We start from the raw sequence: 16,494 nt of genomic DNA, 5'->3' as shown, positions 1-16,494 counted from the left end.
GCTGCGGACGAAGGGGCGGTCATGAACAGGTTCTGAGGAGACGTGACGTGGGCTTTGCCGGATTCGTGGCCGTTGGCGTGGGTGGCGCACTGGGTTGCTGGTTGCGCTGGACCCTGGGCGTGCTATTCAACCCTGTATTCCCGACCGTGCCGCTGGGCACGCTGGCCGCCAACCTGCTGGGCGGCCTGCTGATGGGCGTCGTGCTGGGCGTGTTCGACCACTTCCAAACCCTGCCGCCGGAACTGCGCTTGTTCGCGGCCACGGGCTTCCTGGGTGGTCTCACTACCTTCTCCACTTTCTCCGCCGAGTCCACGACCCTGCTGTTGCGCCAGCAGTATCTTTGGTTTGGCGGACACGTGGCCCTGCACCTGATCGGCTCCATCACCATGACCGTGTGCGGCATCGCCCTCACCCGCGCTGTGCTGCGTAGCTAGGAGGCTCCATGGAAACCCAGCGCCAAGGCGTACTGCTCAGCTTCTATTGCCACACGCGCGCACGACACGACGGCGTGCTGGTCTACGAGTGGCTGCTCGAGCATGCCAGGCAGCAAGGTGTCGGTGGCGGCTCCGCCTTCCGCGCCATCAGCGGCTTCGGGCGCCACGGCGTGCTGCGGGAGGAGCAATTCTTCGAACTGGCCGATGACCTGGCCATCAAGCTGGAGTTCCTGCTCAGCGAGGCGCAGGCGCGGGCGTTGCTCGAGACGGTGCGCGCCAGCGGTGTCGACGCAGTGTATGCACTCGCGCCCGCAAGCTTCGGGGTGCTGGGAAAGACTCCGGCCAGGGATTGAGGCTGGATCGTCCTGTCGCCCCGCGACGACGATCACGCAACAGCCCAGCCGGCGTGAGAGACTCTGATGGCAGCTTGCGGCGGCATGCCCGTTTCCGCGCATGCCACCAAACTCATCGCCACGCCTCGCGAGGAATGCATGAGCCAGAACTCACTGAAAGCGCGCGCCGCCGGCCTGCTTGAACTTGCCGGGATCCATCTCGACGGCCCCGCGCCCACCGACCTTCGTGTCCACGACGAGCGCATGTTCTCCCGCGTGTTCGCCCACGGCACGCTGGGATTCGGCGAGAGCTACATGGAAGGCTGGTGGGACGCCGAGGACCTGCCCGGCATGTTCACCCGGTTGCTGGGAGCGCGCCTGGACACGGAACTGAAGTCGCTCGATACGCTGATGACGCACATGAAGGCGCGCTTCTTCAATCTCCAGCGCGGCGAGCACGCGTTCGAAGTCGGCCGGACCCACTACGACCTGGGCAATGACCTGTTCAAGGCGATGCTGGGCAAGCGGCTGGTGTATTCCTGCGGCTACTGGGCGCAGGCCGGCAACCTGGATGATGCGCAGGTGGCCAAGCTCGATCTGATCTGCCGCAAGCTGCGGCTCAAGCCCGGACAGCGCGTGCTGGACATCGGCTGCGGCTGGGGTGAGGCGCTCAAGTACGCCGCCGAGGCCTATGGCGTGCAGGGCGTGGGCATCACCGTCTCGCAGGAGCAGGCGGACTACGCCAGCTCCTTGTGCGCCGGGCTGCCGGTGGAGATCCGCCTGCAGGACTACCGTGAGGTCGACGAACCGTTCGACGCCATCTTTTCCATCGGCATGTTCGAGCACGTCGGCGTACTCAACTACCGCACCTATTTCGAGGTGGCGCGCCGCTGCCTGCCCGATAATGGCCTGTTCGTCCTGCACTGCATCGGAAGCAACGGCTCCATCAACCGGCCCGACCCCTGGATCGAGAAGTACATCTTTCCCAATTCCATGATCCCGACCGCGGCGCAGACGGCCACCGCGTTGCAGGACCTGTTCGTGGTGGAGGACTGGCACAACTTCGGCGCCGACTACAGCCTTACGCTGGACGCCTGGCGCACCAACTTCGACACGGGCTGGCCACAGCTCAGCCAGCGCTACGACGATCGCTTCCGCCGCATGTGGCACTACTACCTGGCGGCCTCGGCAGCGGTGTTTCGCAGCCGGCGCAACCAGCTGTGGCAGCTCACGCTGAGCCCGCATGGCGTGGCCGGCGGCTACCGGGTTCCGCGTTGACTTCCGCCCGTTCGGCCACTTATCAGGTGGCGCACAGGCCATGGTGGCCATGGCCGCCGAAGAGGCCATGCGTGTCGCGCCGCAACGGCAACCACAGGGCGATGTACGATGGCCAGCAAACCTCTTCAATGGACTGACGCGCTTCCTGCGCGATGTCGAGAATCAACGGGCCGCCTCGCACTGAGTCGCGCCACCAGGAGTCGTAGTGAGATTGTTCGCCCGCCTTGCCGTCGCCCTCGTCCTCAACCTGCTGCTGGTCGCCACTGCATTTGCGCAGCCGGGACTTTGGGTCGTCAGGCAGGGCGAGGCCACGATCTACCTGTTCGGCACGGTGCATCTGCTTCCATCTGACGCCAACTGGACCTCGCCCGCGTTGGACAAGGCGCTCACCGACAGCCAGCGGCTGAGCATCGAAATTGTCGACGACGACAGCCAGTCGATGCAGGCGCTGGTCATGCAGCATGGCCTGGACATCGGCCACCCGCTATCGACCAAACTGGACGATCGCGACATGCAGCGCCTTGAGAAGGCCGCCGAGGATGCCAAGGTGCCCGGCGGCGCAGCTTCGCTCCAGCCGATGCGTCCCTGGCTGGCCGCCCTCACGCTTACCGTGGCGCCGCTGGTTCAGGCGGGCATGGACCCCAGCCAGGGCGTGGACAAGCGGCTCAAGGCCCGCATGCAGGAAGCCGGCAAGCCGGTCGACGGGCTGGAAACCTCCGAGATGCAGATCCGCATGCTGGCCGACCTGCCCGAGTCGATGCAGCTGGACTTCCTTCGCCAGTCCTTCAGGGATGTCGCCGACGGCCCCGCCAAGATGCGCGAACTGGTCGACGCCTGGCGCCGCGGCGACACCGGCGCCATCGCCAAGGTCGAGGACGAGGATCTGCGCCGGGAAAGCCCGATGCTGTACCAGCGCCTGATCGTCGAGCGCAACGAAGCCTGGGCCAAGACCATCGCCGAGCGGCTCAAACAGCCAGGCGTGAGCTTCATCGCCGTTGGCGCCGGCCATCTCGCAGGCCCCGACAGCGTGCAGGAACAGCTGCACAAGCTGGGCATCACTGTCACCCGCCTGTAAGCGCCCCCTTTTTCCTCGAACGGCGATCCCAGGTCGCCCCCAATACGCGCATGCCCACATCCATCATCGTTGTTGACGACTTCCTCGAAGATCCCATCGCCTTCCGCGCCGCCGCGCTGCAGCTCACTTATCCCGAGCTGCAAGGCTCCTTCCCCGGCCGCAACTCGTTGGAGCGGCTTCCGCTGGACGGCCTGGCCGAATACGTCTCGCACATCGTCGCGGAACCCCTGGCGCTGATGGATCCGCCACAGTCGCACGGCAAGTGCCGCATCACGCTGGCGGCCGACAAGGGCAAGGCGAAGGTGCACACCGATCCCTCGCACTGGTCAGGCGTGCTCTATCTCAGCCGGCCCGAGGACTGCCAGGGAGGCACGGATTTCTACCGCCACCGCCCCACGCAGACCGATCGAAGGCCGCTGAACCATCAGGAGCTGGCCGCCATGGGCTACGACTCCATCGATGCGATGCACCGGGACATCATCGAGAAGGACACCAATGACGACAGCAAGTGGGAGCTCACCATGAGCGTTCCCATGCGCTTCAACCGGCTGGTGCTGCTGCGCCCATGGCTGTGGCACACCGCCGGCAACGGCTTCGGGGATACGCTGGAGAATGGCCGGCTGGTGCACCTGATGTTCTTCGGCGCGCGCCGATGACCGGCGCGGCCGCCAGACCATCCTCTCCCCCGCGGAAGCCAGTTCTGGCACCATCCCCCGGTTAAGCGCGCCGCCCGCGCGCAGGCGAACGACGTAACCGCATGAATCTGCAAGCCAATTTCGAACAGATCCCGCTCAAGGAGTACGCCGAGCGGGCGTATCTCGACTACTCGATGTACGTGGTGCTGGACCGCGCCCTGCCCTTCGTGGGTGATGGCCTGAAGCCGGTGCAGCGGCGCATCGTGTACGCCATGAGCGAGTTGGGCCTGGCCGCCACGGCCAAGCCCAAGAAATCCGCGCGCACCATCGGCGACGTGATCGGCAAGTTCCATCCGCACGGCGATACCTCGTGCTACGAGGCGATGGTGCTGATGGCCCAGCCGTTCTCGTATCGCTACCCGCTGGTCGATGGCCAGGGCAACTTCGGTTCGCCGGACGACCCCAAGAGCTTCGCCGCGATGCGCTACACCGAGTCGCGCCTGAGCCCGATCGCCGAGGCCCTGCTGGGCGAACTCGGCCAGGGCACGGTGGACTGGGTGCCGAACTTCGACGGCACGCTGGAAGAACCGAGCTGGCTGCCGGCGCGCGTGCCGCATGTGCTGCTCAACGGTTCGATGGGCATCGCCGTGGGCATGGCCACCGACATCCCGCCGCACAACCTGCGCGAAGTGGTGAGCGCGTGCATCCGCCTGCTGGATGATCCCGACGCCACCGTCGCCGACCTGTGCGAGCACATCCAGGGCCCGGACTACCCGACCGAAGCCGAGATCATCACGCCGCGCAACGAGCTGCTGGCGATGTACCAGGGCGGCACCGGCACGGTGCGCGCCCGCGCCGTCTACCACATGGATGACGGCAACATCGTCATCACCGCGCTGCCGCACCAGGTGAGCCCGTCCAAGATCCTCGAGCAGATCGCCGCGCAGATGCGCGCGAAGAAGCTGCCGATGGTGGAGGACCTGCGCGACGAGTCCGATCACGAGAATCCGATCCGCCTGGTGGTGGTGCCGCGCTCCAACCGCATTGATGCGGCCGAGGTGATGCAGCACCTGTTCGCCACCACGGACATGGAGAAGAGCTTCCGCATCAACCTCAACATGATCGGCCTGGACGGCCGTCCGCAGGTGAAGGATCTCAAGCGCATCCTCGGCGAGTGGCTGCAGTTCCGCACCACCACGGTGACGCGCCGCCTGGAGCATCGCCTGGCCAAGGTCGAGCGCCGCCTGCACCTGTTGGAAGGCTTGCGCATCGCCTACCTCAACCTGGACGAGGTGATCCGCATCGTCCGCACCGAGGACGAGCCCAAGCAGGTGCTGATGGCGCGCTTCCGCCTGAGCGAGGAACAGACCGATTACATCCTCGAGACCAAGCTGCGCCAGCTGGCCCGCCTCGAGGAAATGAAGATCAATGCCGAGCGCGACCAGTTGGAAGAGGAACGCGCGCGCATCAACGTGCTGTTGAAGTCGCCGGCCAAGCTCAAGGGCCTGATCAAGGAAGAGCTGCGCGCCGACGCCGCCAAGTTCGGCGACGACCGCCGCTCGCCGCTGGTGCAGCGCGAAGCCGCGCAGGCACTGGACGAAAGCGCGCTGGTCGCCAGCGAGCCGGTCACCGTGGTGCTGAGCGCCAAGGGCTGGATCCGCGCCGCCAAGGGCCACGACGTCGACGCCGACGGCCTCAACTACCGCGAGGGCGACAGCCTGCTCGCCGCAGTGAAGGCGCGCACCACGCAGCAGATCGCGGTGATCGACTCCACCGGCCGCAGCTACTCCACGCCGGCACACACGCTGCCCTCGGCACGCGGCAACGGCGAGCCGCTCACCGGTCGCTTCAGCCCGCCCTCTGGCGCGAGCTTCGATGCGTTGGCCGCCGGCGACAACGACACCCGCCTGATCCTCGCCACCGACCATGGCTACGGCTTCGTGACCCGCTTCGAGGCGCTCACCGGCCGGAACAAGGCCGGCAAGCAGATCATCACGCTGGGCGACGGCGCCAAGGTGCTCGCGCCGCAGGTCAGCGCCGATCCGGCGCGCGACCGCATCGTGGTGGTCACCACTGAAGGCCACCTGCTGATGTTCTCGGTGGCCGAGCTGCCGGAACTGGACAAGGGCAAGGGCAACAAGCTGATCGACGTGCCCAAGGCCAAGCTCACGGCGGGCATCAAGGTCGTCGGCGTCGCCGTGGTTACCGAGGGCAAGGGCGAAGTGACGCTCTACGCCGGCCAGCGCAAGCTCACGCTGAAGTGGTCGAGCCTGGTCGAGTACGGCGGCAACCGCGCCACCCGCGGCGGCCTGCTGCCGCAGGGCCTGCGTCGCGTCGAGCGCATCGAGACCACCGGCTGAACCTGCTGCGCCCCATGGCGGGGCGTATCCTGTGCGCGACGACACCACCGCTCCGCGTGATCCGTTGGGGCATTGGCGATACGCGCACAGGGTGCGCTCCACCGTGTGAGGTTCCGGGTGATGAATGGGAACTCGCGGCAGCTTGCAACATCCAAGCAGGACGTGTGCACACCGGCGACGGTGGCGCGTTATAGGCCGCATGTCCCCGGAGTTTTCCCGATGAAGACCATCCGCACCACCGCCGTCCTCGCCACTTGCCTGCTGTCGGCGGCCGCATGGGCGCAGAGCAATCAGCCGTTGAACCTCAAGCTGCCGGCGAACGTGCCGGCCGCCAGCGCCAGCAGCGCGGATCCTGCATCCACCAGCGCCGTCGCCACCGACAGCAAGCCGGCTGAGAATGCACCTGCCGCCACCAGCGGCGCGGCCAATGCTTCCACTACCGCGCAGGCCAACACGGGCGCCAACACGTACGCCAAGGATCCGCCGGGCACCTACTACGGCGACACCAGCGGCGCGCCCGGCCGTGGCTCCCATGCGCAGGCCCAGGCGCCCGGCGTAACGTGCGACGACGCCACCTACAACCAGCCGCAGGTGCATGGCGCCGTCGGCATGGGCGTGGCGTCGGGCAGCCACGTCAGCGGCAGCTACACCGGCGGCGTCGTTTCCCTCAGCCAAGCCTTCGGCAGCTGCGAGCATCCCTCCGGCGGCATGAGCATCTCGGTGGGCGGCACGTCGAGTCACTACGGGCACTGAGCTGGCTGCCCTGCGAGGCGCTTACACAGGTACGCCATTCCCGCGAACCCCGTGAAGGGGGCAAGCGCGGGAGTCCGACGTCCTTCTAATCTGCGACGCGCAAAAGGCACTGGATCCCGGCTTTCGCCGGGATGACGGAGAGGGGCCTCAACGTTCCAGCGAGACTGCCGGCCCGGTCTTCGGCGTCTGCATGCGGAAGTGTCTGATCCACGGGTTCCAGGGGTCGAAAGTTCTTGGAAAGGCGCGGCCGCCAGACTGGCCACATGGTTTACTGTCATATTTCCATGCGCCAGCCGTGCGGCTTTGCGTTTCTGTCCCGCCGTAACGGAGCCTCCCTGTGATCCAGAACGTCGAGTTCCGCTTCGAGGGCGGCCGCAGCGGTGTGCTGCTTATTCACGGCCTGACCGGCACGCCGACCGAGATGCGCCTGTTGGGCAAGGGTCTCAACCGCGCCGGATACACCGTCTACGGCATGCAGCTGGCCGGCCATTGCGGCTCGGTCGAGGACCTGCTCAAGACCGGTTGGCGCGACTGGTACGCCAGTGTGGAAGCTGCGGCCGAGCAATTCCGCCATGAGGTGGACCACCTGTTCGTGGCCGGCCTGTCGATGGGCGCGGTGCTGGCGCTGAAGCTGGCCGCCGAGCGCCCGGAGTGGGTGAAGGGCGTGGGCGTCTACGGCGCCACCTTCCGCTATGACGGCTGGGCGATTCCGTGGTTCGGCAAGTTCTCCTTCCTGCTGCCGCTGCTGCACAAGTTCGGGATCGGCAAGCACCGCATGGTGCACGAGGGCGAACCGTACGGCATCCGCGACGAGCGCCTGCGCGCGCAAATCAGCTCGGCCATGCTCAGCGGTGACAGCGCCGCGGCGGGCCTGCCCGGCAACCCATGGCCGTCGCTGGCGGAGATGTACAACATGGCGGCTGTGGTGAAGCGCGAATTGCCCAAGGTCACCGCGCCGTGCCTGATCGCGCACGCCACCGAGGACGACGTCGCCAGCCTCGAGAACGCCTACCTGGTGCAGCGCTCCGTGTCCGGTCCGGTGGAAACGCTGTGGCTGGAAGACAGCTATCACATGATCACGGTGGATCGTGAGCGTCGCCTGCTGACCGACCGCTCGGCCGAGTTCTTCCGCCAGATCGCCGCCTCCTACGAACCTGCCGCGCGCGCTGCGGCTTAAGGGCTCCCGATGAGTCCGCTGGTCGTCACGCTGTGGCTGCTCAACGTCACCCTGGATACCGTCGGCCAGCTCGCCTTCAAGGCGGCGGCCGGCGATCCGCGCGCGGGTGACGGTCTCGCGCGCTGGAAGTACATGCTGGCGCGTCCGTGGATCTGGATCGGCGTGAGCTCCTATCTAGCCGAATTCCTGGTGTGGATCGCCTTCCTCTCGCTGGTGGACCTGTCCGAAGGCGTGCTGCTGGGCTCGATCAACATCGTGGTGATCATGATCGCCGGCCGCATCCTGTTCAAAGAAAAGCTGACCCCTCTGCGCGTGACCGGCATGCTGCTGGTGACCGCCGGCGTGGGCATCGTCGGCCTGGCCGGTGGAGGCTGACCCCGTGAATCGCGCACGCTTCTACGCCATTGGCTTCACCGTCCTGGTGCTGTTCGACACCCTGGTGCAGCTCAGCTTCAAGTACGCCGGCAACCACGCGTTTCCGCCCGAGGCCAACTGGGCCTGGATCGTGCGCGTGTTCGGCCATCCTTGGATTTACGTCGCGGTCATCGGCTACATCGGCAACTTCTTCACCTGGATGACCTTGCTGAAGCACGCGCCGATCGGCCCCGCCTTCGCCGTGACCCACCTGGAAGTGGTCAGCGTGATGCTGTTCTCCATGTGGCTGTTCCAGGAGCCGCTGACCTGGCCTCGCGTGATTGGCGCCGCCACCATCGTGGCCGGCATCGTCTGCCTCGCGTTTGCCGAGAGCCAGGCGCATCCCGAAAACGACGCACCGACCGAAGCGAAGGGTGCGCTGGGCGTCGCTGCGGGAGATTGACGTGACCCGCGAGCTGCCGCCCACTGCCGGTCTGCCGCTCCGCCTGACTGACCTGTGGCCCGGCCGCGCGCCGTTCGCAGAGCGCGTGGCTGCATGGCTCGACGTCGAACAGCTGCAGCTGGAATGTTCCGGCACCGCGGCCATGGTGGTGGCGTTGAGCGCCATGCACCGGATGCGCCCGCAGCGCGACGAGGTGATCGTGCCGGCGTGGACCTGCCCGCTGGTCGCGCTGGCGATCCATCGCGCCGGACTCAAGCCGCGCCTGTGCGACCTGGCCCCTGACCATTTCGACATGGACACGGCCGAGCTCGCCGCCCTCGCCGGCGCGCGCACCCTGGCGATCGTCCCCACCCACCTCGCCGGCCGCGTGGCCGATGTGAACGCCGCGCTGGACGTGGCGCATCGTGTGGGCGCCTATGTGCTGGAAGACGCCGCCCAGGCGCTCGGCGCGATGCAAGGCGGACGCAGCGTCGGCCTTACCGGCGATGCGGGCTTCTTCAGCCTCGCCGTCGGCAAGGGCCTGACCCTGTTCGAAGGCGGCCTGCTGCTGACCCGCGACCCGGTGCTGCGGGACGCCTTCCAGGCCAGCCGGCGCGAACTGATCCAAGACGATGCGCGGATGGACTGGCAGCGCGCGCTGGAGCTGATCGGCTACGCCCTGGTCTACCGCCCTTCCCTGCTGCCCTGGGCGTATGGACGACCCTTGCGCAAGGCGCTGGCGAGCAACGATCCGGTGGCCGCGGTGGGCGACGACTTCGGCCCGGACATTCCGCTGCACACAGTCAGCAACTGGCGGCAGGCGGTGGGCGCGCGCGCACTCGCACGCCTGCCCGACTTTCTCGCCGCCACCCGCAAGCAGGCATTGCGGCGCGTGGCCAGGCTGCGCCAGCTGCCCGGCCTCACCGTGTTCGACGATGCGCCCGGCCAGCAGGGCGTGTGGCCGTTCCTGCTGCTTACCCTGCCCAGCGAGTCCGCGCGCGACGAGGCGCTGCGCACGCTGTGGACGGCGGGACTGGGCGTGAGCCGCCTGTTCATCCACGCCCTGCCCGACTACGGCTACCTGCGCGACATCGTGGGTGATGCGTCACTGCCCAACGCCCGCAGCTTCGCCGCGCGCTCGCTCACCATCACCAACAGCCCGTGGCTGGATGAGGCAACCTTCGAGCGGATTGCCGGGGTGCTTGAACGCGCCATCGCGGGCTAGGGAGTCGTGCGGCCTTCGCCGAAAGGTGCTCGCACATGGGCCGCGCTTCTACAACGTGGAGCGATGGTCAACATCGGCGTGTGAGTGCCGCCCACGCGCGAGGAACAGCAGCGCGCCCACCGCAAGGCTTACCCCGGGGCCGATCAATGAAAGGCCCACGCCCGTAGGCACCGCCACGCCCAGCATGGTCACCGCATTGGTCGCCGCATGCATGAGCACGCAGAGCAGGATGCTGCGCGTTCCACTGTAGAGCCAGCCGAACAGCAGGGCGTTGCCCATCACACCCAACAGGAAGGGTGCAAACTGCCCGTGGTACTGGCTGACGCCGGGCATCCAGAACAGAGGCAGATGCCACACCGCCCAGATCGGCCCGATCAGCAGCGCCGCACGCGCCGGCCCGATCACCGGGCCCCATTCCTCCTGCAGGATGCCGCGCCACCCGAACTCTTCAAGTCCGCCACCGATGATGGTCATGGCCAACAGCAGCGGAAACACATACCACGGCCTGATCGCGATCGCTTCCATGACGGAAGGGCGCAAGGCCACCGCCACGCCGAGCGCGACGAAACCCAGGATGATCGGCAAGCCCAGCGCGAACAGGTACCACGGCGGCCCTACCCGCCAGTTCAGCACGCGCCGGTTGAACTCGCGCAGCACATCGCTGGACCGTGTCAGGCAGACCGCCACATAGGCTGCGATCGTCGGCCCCAGTCCACCGATGACGTACAAGCTCATGAATGGCCATTGGCCATAGCGTGTGAGCCCTGCCTGCGACAGAGCCACCAGGCTCCACCACGCCACCCAGGTAATGGCGAAGGCGGTGACCAGATACAGCAAGGCGCGTCGGCTGGAGGGAAGAAGCTGGGACATGGCGGTGTATCGCCTCTCGCAGTCGCCGGATGGAGCCGGCACTCGGGCTCGGAGCGACGCCCCCTCGTCGCCGCCGCGCGATGGTTTCGCCTGCCGCTTACACGCTGCTTTCCGCGATCGCCGCCAGAAGGCGCGTATTGAATTCGCGCTGCTGCGCCTGCCAGGCGTCCAGCTCGCTCTGCGGCACCGGCTCCTGGCCATCCATGCCGCTGAGCAGGCGCTTCCACCACGAGCGGTACTGATAGGCGGACACTTCGCCGTTGATGTCACTGGCCACGATGCGGCCGCGCAACGCCTCGATGATGGCCATGGCGTGGGATTCCTCCAGCCGCCCCTGGTCCCAGTTGGTGCGCGCGGTGTCGACGCTGAAGGCGTCCTTGTCGATCGACAGGTAGGTCGGCTGCGGCGCCTGGCGCAGCTGGCGCACGAAGGCGCAGGTCAGCGCCTCCGGATCCTCGAAGCGGCGGAACGCGTCAGACAGGCCCAGCTTGGCCGCCCAGTCCACGTTCACGTCCATGCACCAGTAGCTGAGCTTGCCTGCCTGCAGCGGTCGCAGGTAGTTCTCCCACGCGTGCTTCGCGCCGATGTCGCCGGAGGTGATGCCCACCACATGCACGTGGCTGACGTACGGCAACATGGCCACGCGGCGCACCCACGAACCGCAATGGATGCCCCAGGGGAAGCGCATGTTGTCAGGGTGGTTGTCGAACACCACCAGTTGGAACGGTCCGCGCGCGCGCTGGCGTTCGACCAGCGGCCAGGTGAGGTGGTGATAATCGCCGGACCCCATCAGCACGGTGCCGTAGTTCGCCGGCAGTCGCGTATCGAGGTAATCACGCAGCTTGTTAAAAGTGCGCAGGGTGCAACCGAAGCGGATGTCCTCCTGCCACTCCGCGAGCGCAACGGTGGTGGCGCCCGGAATCTCGCCGACCGCGCCATCGAAATCGAGGATGAGTGGTTCACGCCTTGTCATGCGCTGCCCATTGGCTGTCGCTTTCGAAGAACCGGCCCAGGCGCCGCGCCACGGTGCGCAACAGCGGGTTGCGCAGATAGATCGCATGCCGGGTCAGGGTGAATTGTGCACCCAGATACGACTTGATTTCAGGATCGGTCCACCCGGCCACGTAATGCTTCAGGCCCTGTTCGCGAGCGTAGGCCAGGTTGTGGAACCAGCTGGTGAAGTACAGGTTCTGCTCACGCGCCTGCGGATAGGCAAAGCCGACGTATTTGTCGATCAGTTTGTCGCCGACCACGAAGCACAGGTTCCACCCGATCATGGCGCCCTGATGGCGGTAGACGAACGCCACGCCGCCGGTCGCTGCATCGCGCAGCACGGCGGCGAAGAAATCGCGACTGAGCTTGTCGAAGTGGATTTCGCTCTGCGCATACACGTTCTCGTAGAGCGCGTAATACGCATCGACCACGGCGTCATCGGCGAACAGCGCATCGCCGCAGCGCACGGTCTCCACCTCGACTTCCTCACGCTTGCGCAGTTTGCGACGGATGTCCTTGCGGCGACCGGAGGACAGGCGCGCGAGGTACTCCTCCTCGCTGGCGAAATCGATCGACACATAAGCCAGCGCCTGCCCCTCCAGCAGCAGGAAACCCTGGGACTCGCACGCGCTGGCGAAGCGGTGGCACCAGTCGGCAGTATCCTCGTCGAACAGCGGCGAGGCCTGCGGGATGTCCTTGACGATCAGCAGCCGCTGGCGGCGCCCCAGTTGGCGGCGCAGCGCGCTGGCCAGCGCCGCCGGTTCCGCCTCCGGCGGGAACAGCGCGTACTCGGACACGGTGGTGCCCACGAACGCAGTACGCCAGCGCAGCAGGCGCCCCCACCAGCGGTATCCCGGCGCTCGCACCACCTTGTCCCGCGCCTCGGCGTCGGCGGTGGTCAGCAGGTCGAACGGCGCCACGAAGGCCGGCGTGCCGGCGGCCTCCATCACGTTGAATCCGATCGGGGGATGCTCGACAAACCGGGCGATCAACGCGTCCGGCTCGAGCTGGTTGAGGTACCGCACTAGGTAATTCCACTGGACCCAAGGCCATAGGATACGACTCCTTGGGCGCAGCCGTGCACGGTCTTGCGGCGCGCGCGACCCCATAAGGTTGGTGAAAGGCAGCCCGAGGAGGATCGACCTGCCCTCCGATGTTGCGTCGGCAATCTGGACATTGCCCTGATGGTTCGTCAGGCTTGGCAAAGGGCATCGACGCGATGCCCAGTGACCTCGGCGCCAAGGAATCCAGGAAAGCAGACATGAGCAACGTTCAGCAGGAAACCTTCGACATCATTGCCAAGCAGGCCAAGATCGAGCTGGACACGATCAAGCCCGATTCCACCCTGAAGGACCTGGGTATCGCCTCCCTGGATGCCATCGAGGTGATCTTCGACATCGAGGAGCACTTCAACATCAACCTGCCCAACGAGGACACCGACATGGAGCACGGCACGGTCAGTCAGCTCGTTGAAGCGATCGAGCGCCAGCTGGCGCAGAAACCTGCCAACGAATAACGCCATGCGCCGTCTCGTCATCACCGGCATGGGCGCCATCTGCGCGCTGGGCCACGACGCGCCTTCCGTGTGGAAGGCGATGTCCGAGGGCCGTTCGGGCATCGGTCCCATCCACCACATCCAGCCGGGCCAGTTGCGCAACGGCGGCATCGCCGCCGAAGTGAGCAACTACGATCCCGCCAATTTCTTCGACGAGGCGCGCCGCGCCCTGCTGGACCCGTTCAGCGAGTACGCGCTGATTGCGGCCAACGAGGCGATCCGCCAATCCGGCATCCGTTTCGAGGGCGAGGCCGCCGAGCGCACGGCCGTGGTGATCGGCAGCGGCGTAGGTGGCGAGACCACCCGCGATGACCTCTACGAGCGCCTCTACGGCGAACACCAGGGTCGCTTCCACCCGTTGGGCATCGTGCGCATGATGATGAATGCGCCGGCCAGCCAGGTCAGCATGGTCCACGGCATCACCGGCCCCGCCTTCGTGGTGGCCAGCGCCTGCTCTTCGTCCAACCACGCCTTCGCGCAGGCCGCGATGATGATCCGTTCGGGCATGGTCGACGCCGCCGTGGTCGGCGGCACCGAGGCCTGCATCACGCTCGGCACGCTGCGCGCGTGGGAAGCCATGCGCGTGCTGGCGCCCGACACCTGCCGCCCCTTCAGCAAGGGCCGTCGCGGCTTGGTGCTGGGCGAAGGCGCCGGCATGTACGTGCTGGAAACGCTGGAGTCGGCGCAAAAGCGCGGCGCCCAGATCCTGTGCGAGCTGGTCGGCACCGGCATGAGTTCGGACGCGGGCGATATCGCCGCGCCGTCGGACATCGGAGCCGCCGCCGCGATGAACGCTGCGCTGCGCGATGGCGGCATCTCGCCGGACCAGGTCGACTACATCAACGCACACGGCACCGGCACGGCGGCCAACGACAGCACGGAAACCAAGGCGATCCATCGCGTGTTCGGCGCCCACGCGCACGAACTGGTGGTGACCTCGACCAAGCCCATGCACGGCCATGCCCTGGGCGCCGCTGGCGCGCTGGAACTGGTCGCCGCGATCGGCGCGATCCAGGACGGCATCGTGCCGCCCACGCTCAACTACCTGGAGCCCGACCCGGCCTGCGACCTGGACTATGCGCCCAACGAGGCGCGCGACATGAAGGTCGATGTGGCCATCAGCAATTCATTCGCCTTCGGCGGGTTGAATGCGGTGGTGGCGATTCGGCGAGCTCCGTAAGGATCCAGTCGCGCACCCGGTGCGCGACCGGCGCTCAGGCCAATCTCGGCAGGATTTCCTCGCGACTCAACCGCGCAATCAGCAGCTCGCCCGGGGCCGCCGGGTCGACCCAGCACACCGCCTCAATCTCGGCGCGCGGTTCAAACGGACCTTCGGCGGCGACTTCGTACACCTCAGCCTCGACCACATGTCCGGGCTCGTTCGCGGCCGGCGCGCTGAACCGACCCAGCCAACGCGCCCCCTCCCGCTGCATGGCGCAGCCCAGTTCCTCGTGCAACTCACGCGCCAGCGTGTGCAGGTCGTCGGCATCGTCCGCGTCGCGCTTGCCGCCCGGCTGCTGCCAGACCGTGGCGCCGCGCTTGCGCACCATCAGCACGCGTCCCCGTTCGTCGCGGATCACCGCCGCGACGATGTGTATCGACTTCACTATGGTCACAGCCGCGAGTACGCCCACGACTGCATGCGACCGTCCCGGTACGGCATCACGCCGTGGAACGGGCGCGGGTCGCCGTCGAACACCAGCGGCAGGAAGTGGCGGTCGCCCTCCCACATCGGCAGCTCCATCAGGCGATCCAGCGGCACCCATTCGAGCGTGCCCTCGTGATTGGCGGTCAACGGCGTGCCGCTGTAGCGATCGATCACGAAGATGAAGCCCAGCCAGTCCTCGCCCTGCTTGCCGAAGCCGGGCCAGTTGAGCGTGCCGCGCAGCGACATCGACTCGCAGGTGATGCCCGCCTCTTCATGAATCTCGCGGCGCATGCAGGTGGCGATGTCTTCGCCCGGCTCCATCTTGCCGCCCAGGCCGTTGTACTTGCCCAGGTGCTGGTCGTCCGGGCGCGAGTTGCGGTGGATCATCAACACCTGCCCGCCATCGGGCGACAGCACATAGCCGAGCGTGGCGACGATAGGCGTATAGGGCATGGGTTGGCGGCGCCTGGGGGAAAAGGACAAGTTTAAGCCATGCCGTCGTCGGGCTTGCGCCGATCGCACCGACCCGGCGACCATCTGGGGTATGCCCGCGTCCTCGATCCGACGTCCGCTGCCCGGCCGCCTGCCCTGGCTACTGCTAGCAACGTTGCTGTTGCTGGGCGGCGCGGCCGGCTGTTCGCGCCAGACGCTGCCGGTGGACAGCAGCGAGCGTGTGTTCGAGAACCAGAATTTCCGCGTGGTCAGCATCGACCTCAAGCGCGAGACGCTCAGCCTGCACTGGAAGGATCCGGAGAGCGGCGAGCCCTTCGGCAACATCAACGCGCTGCGCCAGTGGGGCATGTCGCACGGTCGGCGCCTGCTGTTCGCGGCCAATGCGGGCATCTACGACCGCCAGTTCGCGCCGCTGGGCTTGCACGTGGAAAACGGCAAGACGGTCGTGCCGCTCAACCTGGCCCATGGCAACCCGGCCTCGGGCAATTTCTCGCTATTGCCCAATGGCGTGTTCGCCGTCTATCCCGATGGCCATGCCGCCGTGTACACCAGCGCGGACTTCAAGAAGCTGGGCAAGCCCACGCGGTGGGCCAGCCAGTCCGGCCCGATGCTGGTGATCGACGGCAAGCTCAACGACCAGTTCATCGACGATTCCAACAGCCTCAAGTGGCGCAGCGGCGTGTGCGCGAAGTCGCCGCACCAGGTGGTGTTCGCGGTGAGCGAGGCCCCGGTGAACTTCCACACGTTTGCGCGCCTGTTCAAGGACGAACTGGGCTGTCGCGACGCGCTATACCTGGACGGCACGATTTCGCAGTTCTACGTGGACGGTGAAGGCTATGCCGGCGCGCCCACGTTCATGGTCAAGCCCTACGCCGGCATTTTCGCGGTGTTCGCCCAGCCAACACCCTGA

General features: G+C 66.8%; 19 protein-coding genes. 14 read left to right on the top strand and 5 right to left on the bottom strand.

What is annotated here, in order from left to right; genetic code table 11:
• Positions 1-47: 47 nt before the first annotated feature.
• The 11 genes from crcB (at position 48) to DVT68_RS12550 (ending at position 10,065) form a co-directional block, all read left to right on the top strand.
• Positions 48-434 (top strand): fluoride efflux transporter CrcB, encoded by a 387-nt coding sequence (gene crcB / locus DVT68_RS12600; protein WP_114825449.1) that lies wholly within the window; start codon positions 48-50, stop codon positions 432-434.
• Positions 435-442: 8 nt separating this feature from the next.
• Positions 443-787 (top strand): DUF190 domain-containing protein, encoded by a 345-nt coding sequence (locus DVT68_RS12595; protein WP_114825448.1) that lies wholly within the window; start codon positions 443-445, stop codon positions 785-787.
• Positions 788-925: 138 nt separating this feature from the next.
• On the top strand, positions 926-2,044 hold the full coding sequence (gene cfa, locus DVT68_RS12590) for a cyclopropane fatty acyl phospholipid synthase (protein WP_114825834.1): 1,119 nt from the start codon (positions 926-928) through the stop codon (positions 2,042-2,044).
• 205 nt (positions 2,045-2,249) lie between these two features.
• Positions 2,250-3,119 carry a TraB/GumN family protein gene (locus tag DVT68_RS12585; protein ID WP_114825447.1) on the top strand — a complete coding sequence of 290 codons (870 nt, stop codon included), beginning with the start codon at positions 2,250-2,252 and terminating at the stop codon, positions 3,117-3,119.
• A 50-nt stretch (positions 3,120-3,169) separates the two neighbouring features.
• Positions 3,170-3,775, top strand: a complete 606-nt coding sequence (locus DVT68_RS12580) for a DUF6445 family protein (RefSeq protein WP_114825446.1) — start codon at positions 3,170-3,172, stop codon at positions 3,773-3,775.
• A 101-nt stretch (positions 3,776-3,876) separates the two neighbouring features.
• Positions 3,877-6,114, top strand: a complete 2,238-nt coding sequence (gene parC / locus DVT68_RS12575; RefSeq protein ID WP_114825445.1) for a DNA topoisomerase IV subunit A — start codon at positions 3,877-3,879, stop codon at positions 6,112-6,114.
• Positions 6,115-6,333: 219 nt separating this feature from the next.
• Complete coding sequence (locus DVT68_RS12570; protein ID WP_114825444.1) at positions 6,334-6,867, top strand: hypothetical protein; 534 nt, start codon at positions 6,334-6,336, stop codon at positions 6,865-6,867.
• Positions 6,868-7,204: 337 nt separating this feature from the next.
• Positions 7,205-8,044 carry an alpha/beta hydrolase gene (locus DVT68_RS12565; RefSeq protein WP_114825443.1) on the top strand — a complete coding sequence of 280 codons (840 nt, stop codon included), beginning with the start codon at positions 7,205-7,207 and terminating at the stop codon, positions 8,042-8,044.
• 9 nt (positions 8,045-8,053) lie between these two features.
• Positions 8,054-8,419, top strand: coding sequence for an EamA family transporter (locus tag DVT68_RS12560; protein ID WP_114825442.1), 366 nt, complete (start codon positions 8,054-8,056; stop codon positions 8,417-8,419).
• A gap of 4 nt (positions 8,420-8,423) precedes the next feature.
• Entirely contained in the window at positions 8,424-8,861 is a 438-nt protein-coding gene (locus tag DVT68_RS12555) for a DMT family transporter (protein ID WP_114825441.1), read from the top strand.
• Position 8,862: 1 nt separating this feature from the next.
• Positions 8,863-10,065 carry a DegT/DnrJ/EryC1/StrS family aminotransferase gene (locus DVT68_RS12550; RefSeq protein ID WP_114825440.1) on the top strand — a complete coding sequence of 401 codons (1,203 nt, stop codon included), beginning with the start codon at positions 8,863-8,865 and terminating at the stop codon, positions 10,063-10,065.
• A 48-nt stretch (positions 10,066-10,113) separates the two neighbouring features.
• Here the strand turns inward: DVT68_RS12550 and DVT68_RS12545 are convergent, their stop codons facing one another.
• The 3 genes from DVT68_RS12545 to DVT68_RS12535 form a co-directional block, all read right to left on the bottom strand.
• Complete coding sequence (locus tag DVT68_RS12545; RefSeq protein ID WP_158543498.1) at positions 10,114-10,935, bottom strand: CPBP family intramembrane glutamic endopeptidase; 822 nt, start codon at positions 10,933-10,935, stop codon at positions 10,114-10,116.
• A 97-nt stretch (positions 10,936-11,032) separates the two neighbouring features.
• Positions 11,033-11,908 (bottom strand): arginase family protein, encoded by an 876-nt coding sequence (locus DVT68_RS12540; RefSeq protein ID WP_114825438.1) that lies wholly within the window; start codon positions 11,906-11,908, stop codon positions 11,033-11,035.
• Positions 11,895-12,953, bottom strand: a complete 1,059-nt coding sequence (locus tag DVT68_RS12535) for a GNAT family N-acetyltransferase (RefSeq protein WP_114825437.1) — start codon at positions 12,951-12,953, stop codon at positions 11,895-11,897. The genes DVT68_RS12540 and DVT68_RS12535 overlap by 14 nt, the downstream gene beginning before the upstream one ends.
• A gap of 236 nt (positions 12,954-13,189) precedes the next feature.
• Between DVT68_RS12535 and DVT68_RS12530 the strand changes: the two genes are divergently transcribed.
• Positions 13,190-13,444, top strand: coding sequence for an acyl carrier protein (locus DVT68_RS12530; RefSeq protein ID WP_114825436.1), 255 nt, complete (start codon positions 13,190-13,192; stop codon positions 13,442-13,444).
• 4 nt (positions 13,445-13,448) lie between these two features.
• Positions 13,449-14,663: a beta-ketoacyl-[acyl-carrier-protein] synthase family protein gene (locus tag DVT68_RS12525; RefSeq protein ID WP_199536055.1), complete on the top strand. Its 1,215-nt coding sequence runs from the start codon at positions 13,449-13,451 to the stop codon at positions 14,661-14,663.
• Positions 14,664-14,697: 34 nt separating this feature from the next.
• On the opposite strand, the gene DVT68_RS12520 is transcribed toward DVT68_RS12525, so the two are convergent.
• Both DVT68_RS12520 and DVT68_RS12515 read right to left on the bottom strand, forming a co-directional pair.
• Positions 14,698-15,090: an NUDIX hydrolase gene (locus tag DVT68_RS12520; RefSeq protein WP_325050424.1), complete on the bottom strand. Its 393-nt coding sequence runs from the start codon at positions 15,088-15,090 to the stop codon at positions 14,698-14,700.
• 5 nt (positions 15,091-15,095) lie between these two features.
• Positions 15,096-15,584, bottom strand: coding sequence for an NUDIX hydrolase (locus tag DVT68_RS12515; protein ID WP_114825435.1), 489 nt, complete (start codon positions 15,582-15,584; stop codon positions 15,096-15,098).
• Positions 15,585-15,675: 91 nt separating this feature from the next.
• On the opposite strand from DVT68_RS12515, the gene DVT68_RS12510 reads away from it, so the two are divergent.
• The gene (locus DVT68_RS12510) at positions 15,676-16,494 is read left to right on the top strand and encodes a phosphodiester glycosidase family protein (RefSeq protein ID WP_114825434.1); all 819 of its coding nucleotides are present in this window, start codon (positions 15,676-15,678) and stop codon (positions 16,492-16,494) included.

The sequence above is a fragment of the Dyella solisilvae genome, assembly GCF_003351225.1.
In the GTDB taxonomy this organism is placed as follows: Bacteria; Pseudomonadota; Gammaproteobacteria; order Xanthomonadales; family Rhodanobacteraceae; genus Dyella; species Dyella solisilvae.
Note: the sequence above shows the minus strand (reverse complement) of the source record. Positions and strands in the feature narration are given on the sequence as shown.

Coding starts and splice junctions, on each gene's coding strand:
- DVT68_RS12595 (WP_114825448.1), top strand. CDS start 443: ATGGAAACCCAGCGCCAAGGCGTACTGCTCAGCTTCTATTGCCACACG.
- cfa (WP_114825834.1), top strand. CDS start 926: ATGAGCCAGAACTCACTGAAAGCGCGCGCCGCCGGCCTGCTTGAACTT.
- DVT68_RS12580 (WP_114825446.1), top strand. CDS start 3,170: ATGCCCACATCCATCATCGTTGTTGACGACTTCCTCGAAGATCCCATC.
- parC (WP_114825445.1), top strand. CDS start 3,877: ATGAATCTGCAAGCCAATTTCGAACAGATCCCGCTCAAGGAGTACGCC.
- DVT68_RS12570 (WP_114825444.1), top strand. CDS start 6,334: ATGAAGACCATCCGCACCACCGCCGTCCTCGCCACTTGCCTGCTGTCG.
- DVT68_RS12560 (WP_114825442.1), top strand. CDS start 8,054: ATGAGTCCGCTGGTCGTCACGCTGTGGCTGCTCAACGTCACCCTGGAT.
- DVT68_RS12545 (WP_158543498.1), bottom strand. CDS start 10,935: ATGTCCCAGCTTCTTCCCTCCAGCCGACGCGCCTTGCTGTATCTGGTC.
- DVT68_RS12540 (WP_114825438.1), bottom strand. CDS start 11,908: ATGACAAGGCGTGAACCACTCATCCTCGATTTCGATGGCGCGGTCGGC.
- DVT68_RS12530 (WP_114825436.1), top strand. CDS start 13,190: ATGAGCAACGTTCAGCAGGAAACCTTCGACATCATTGCCAAGCAGGCC.
- DVT68_RS12525 (WP_199536055.1), top strand. CDS start 13,449: ATGCGCCGTCTCGTCATCACCGGCATGGGCGCCATCTGCGCGCTGGGC.
- DVT68_RS12515 (WP_114825435.1), bottom strand. CDS start 15,584: ATGCCCTATACGCCTATCGTCGCCACGCTCGGCTATGTGCTGTCGCCC.
- DVT68_RS12510 (WP_114825434.1), top strand. CDS start 15,676: ATGCCCGCGTCCTCGATCCGACGTCCGCTGCCCGGCCGCCTGCCCTGG.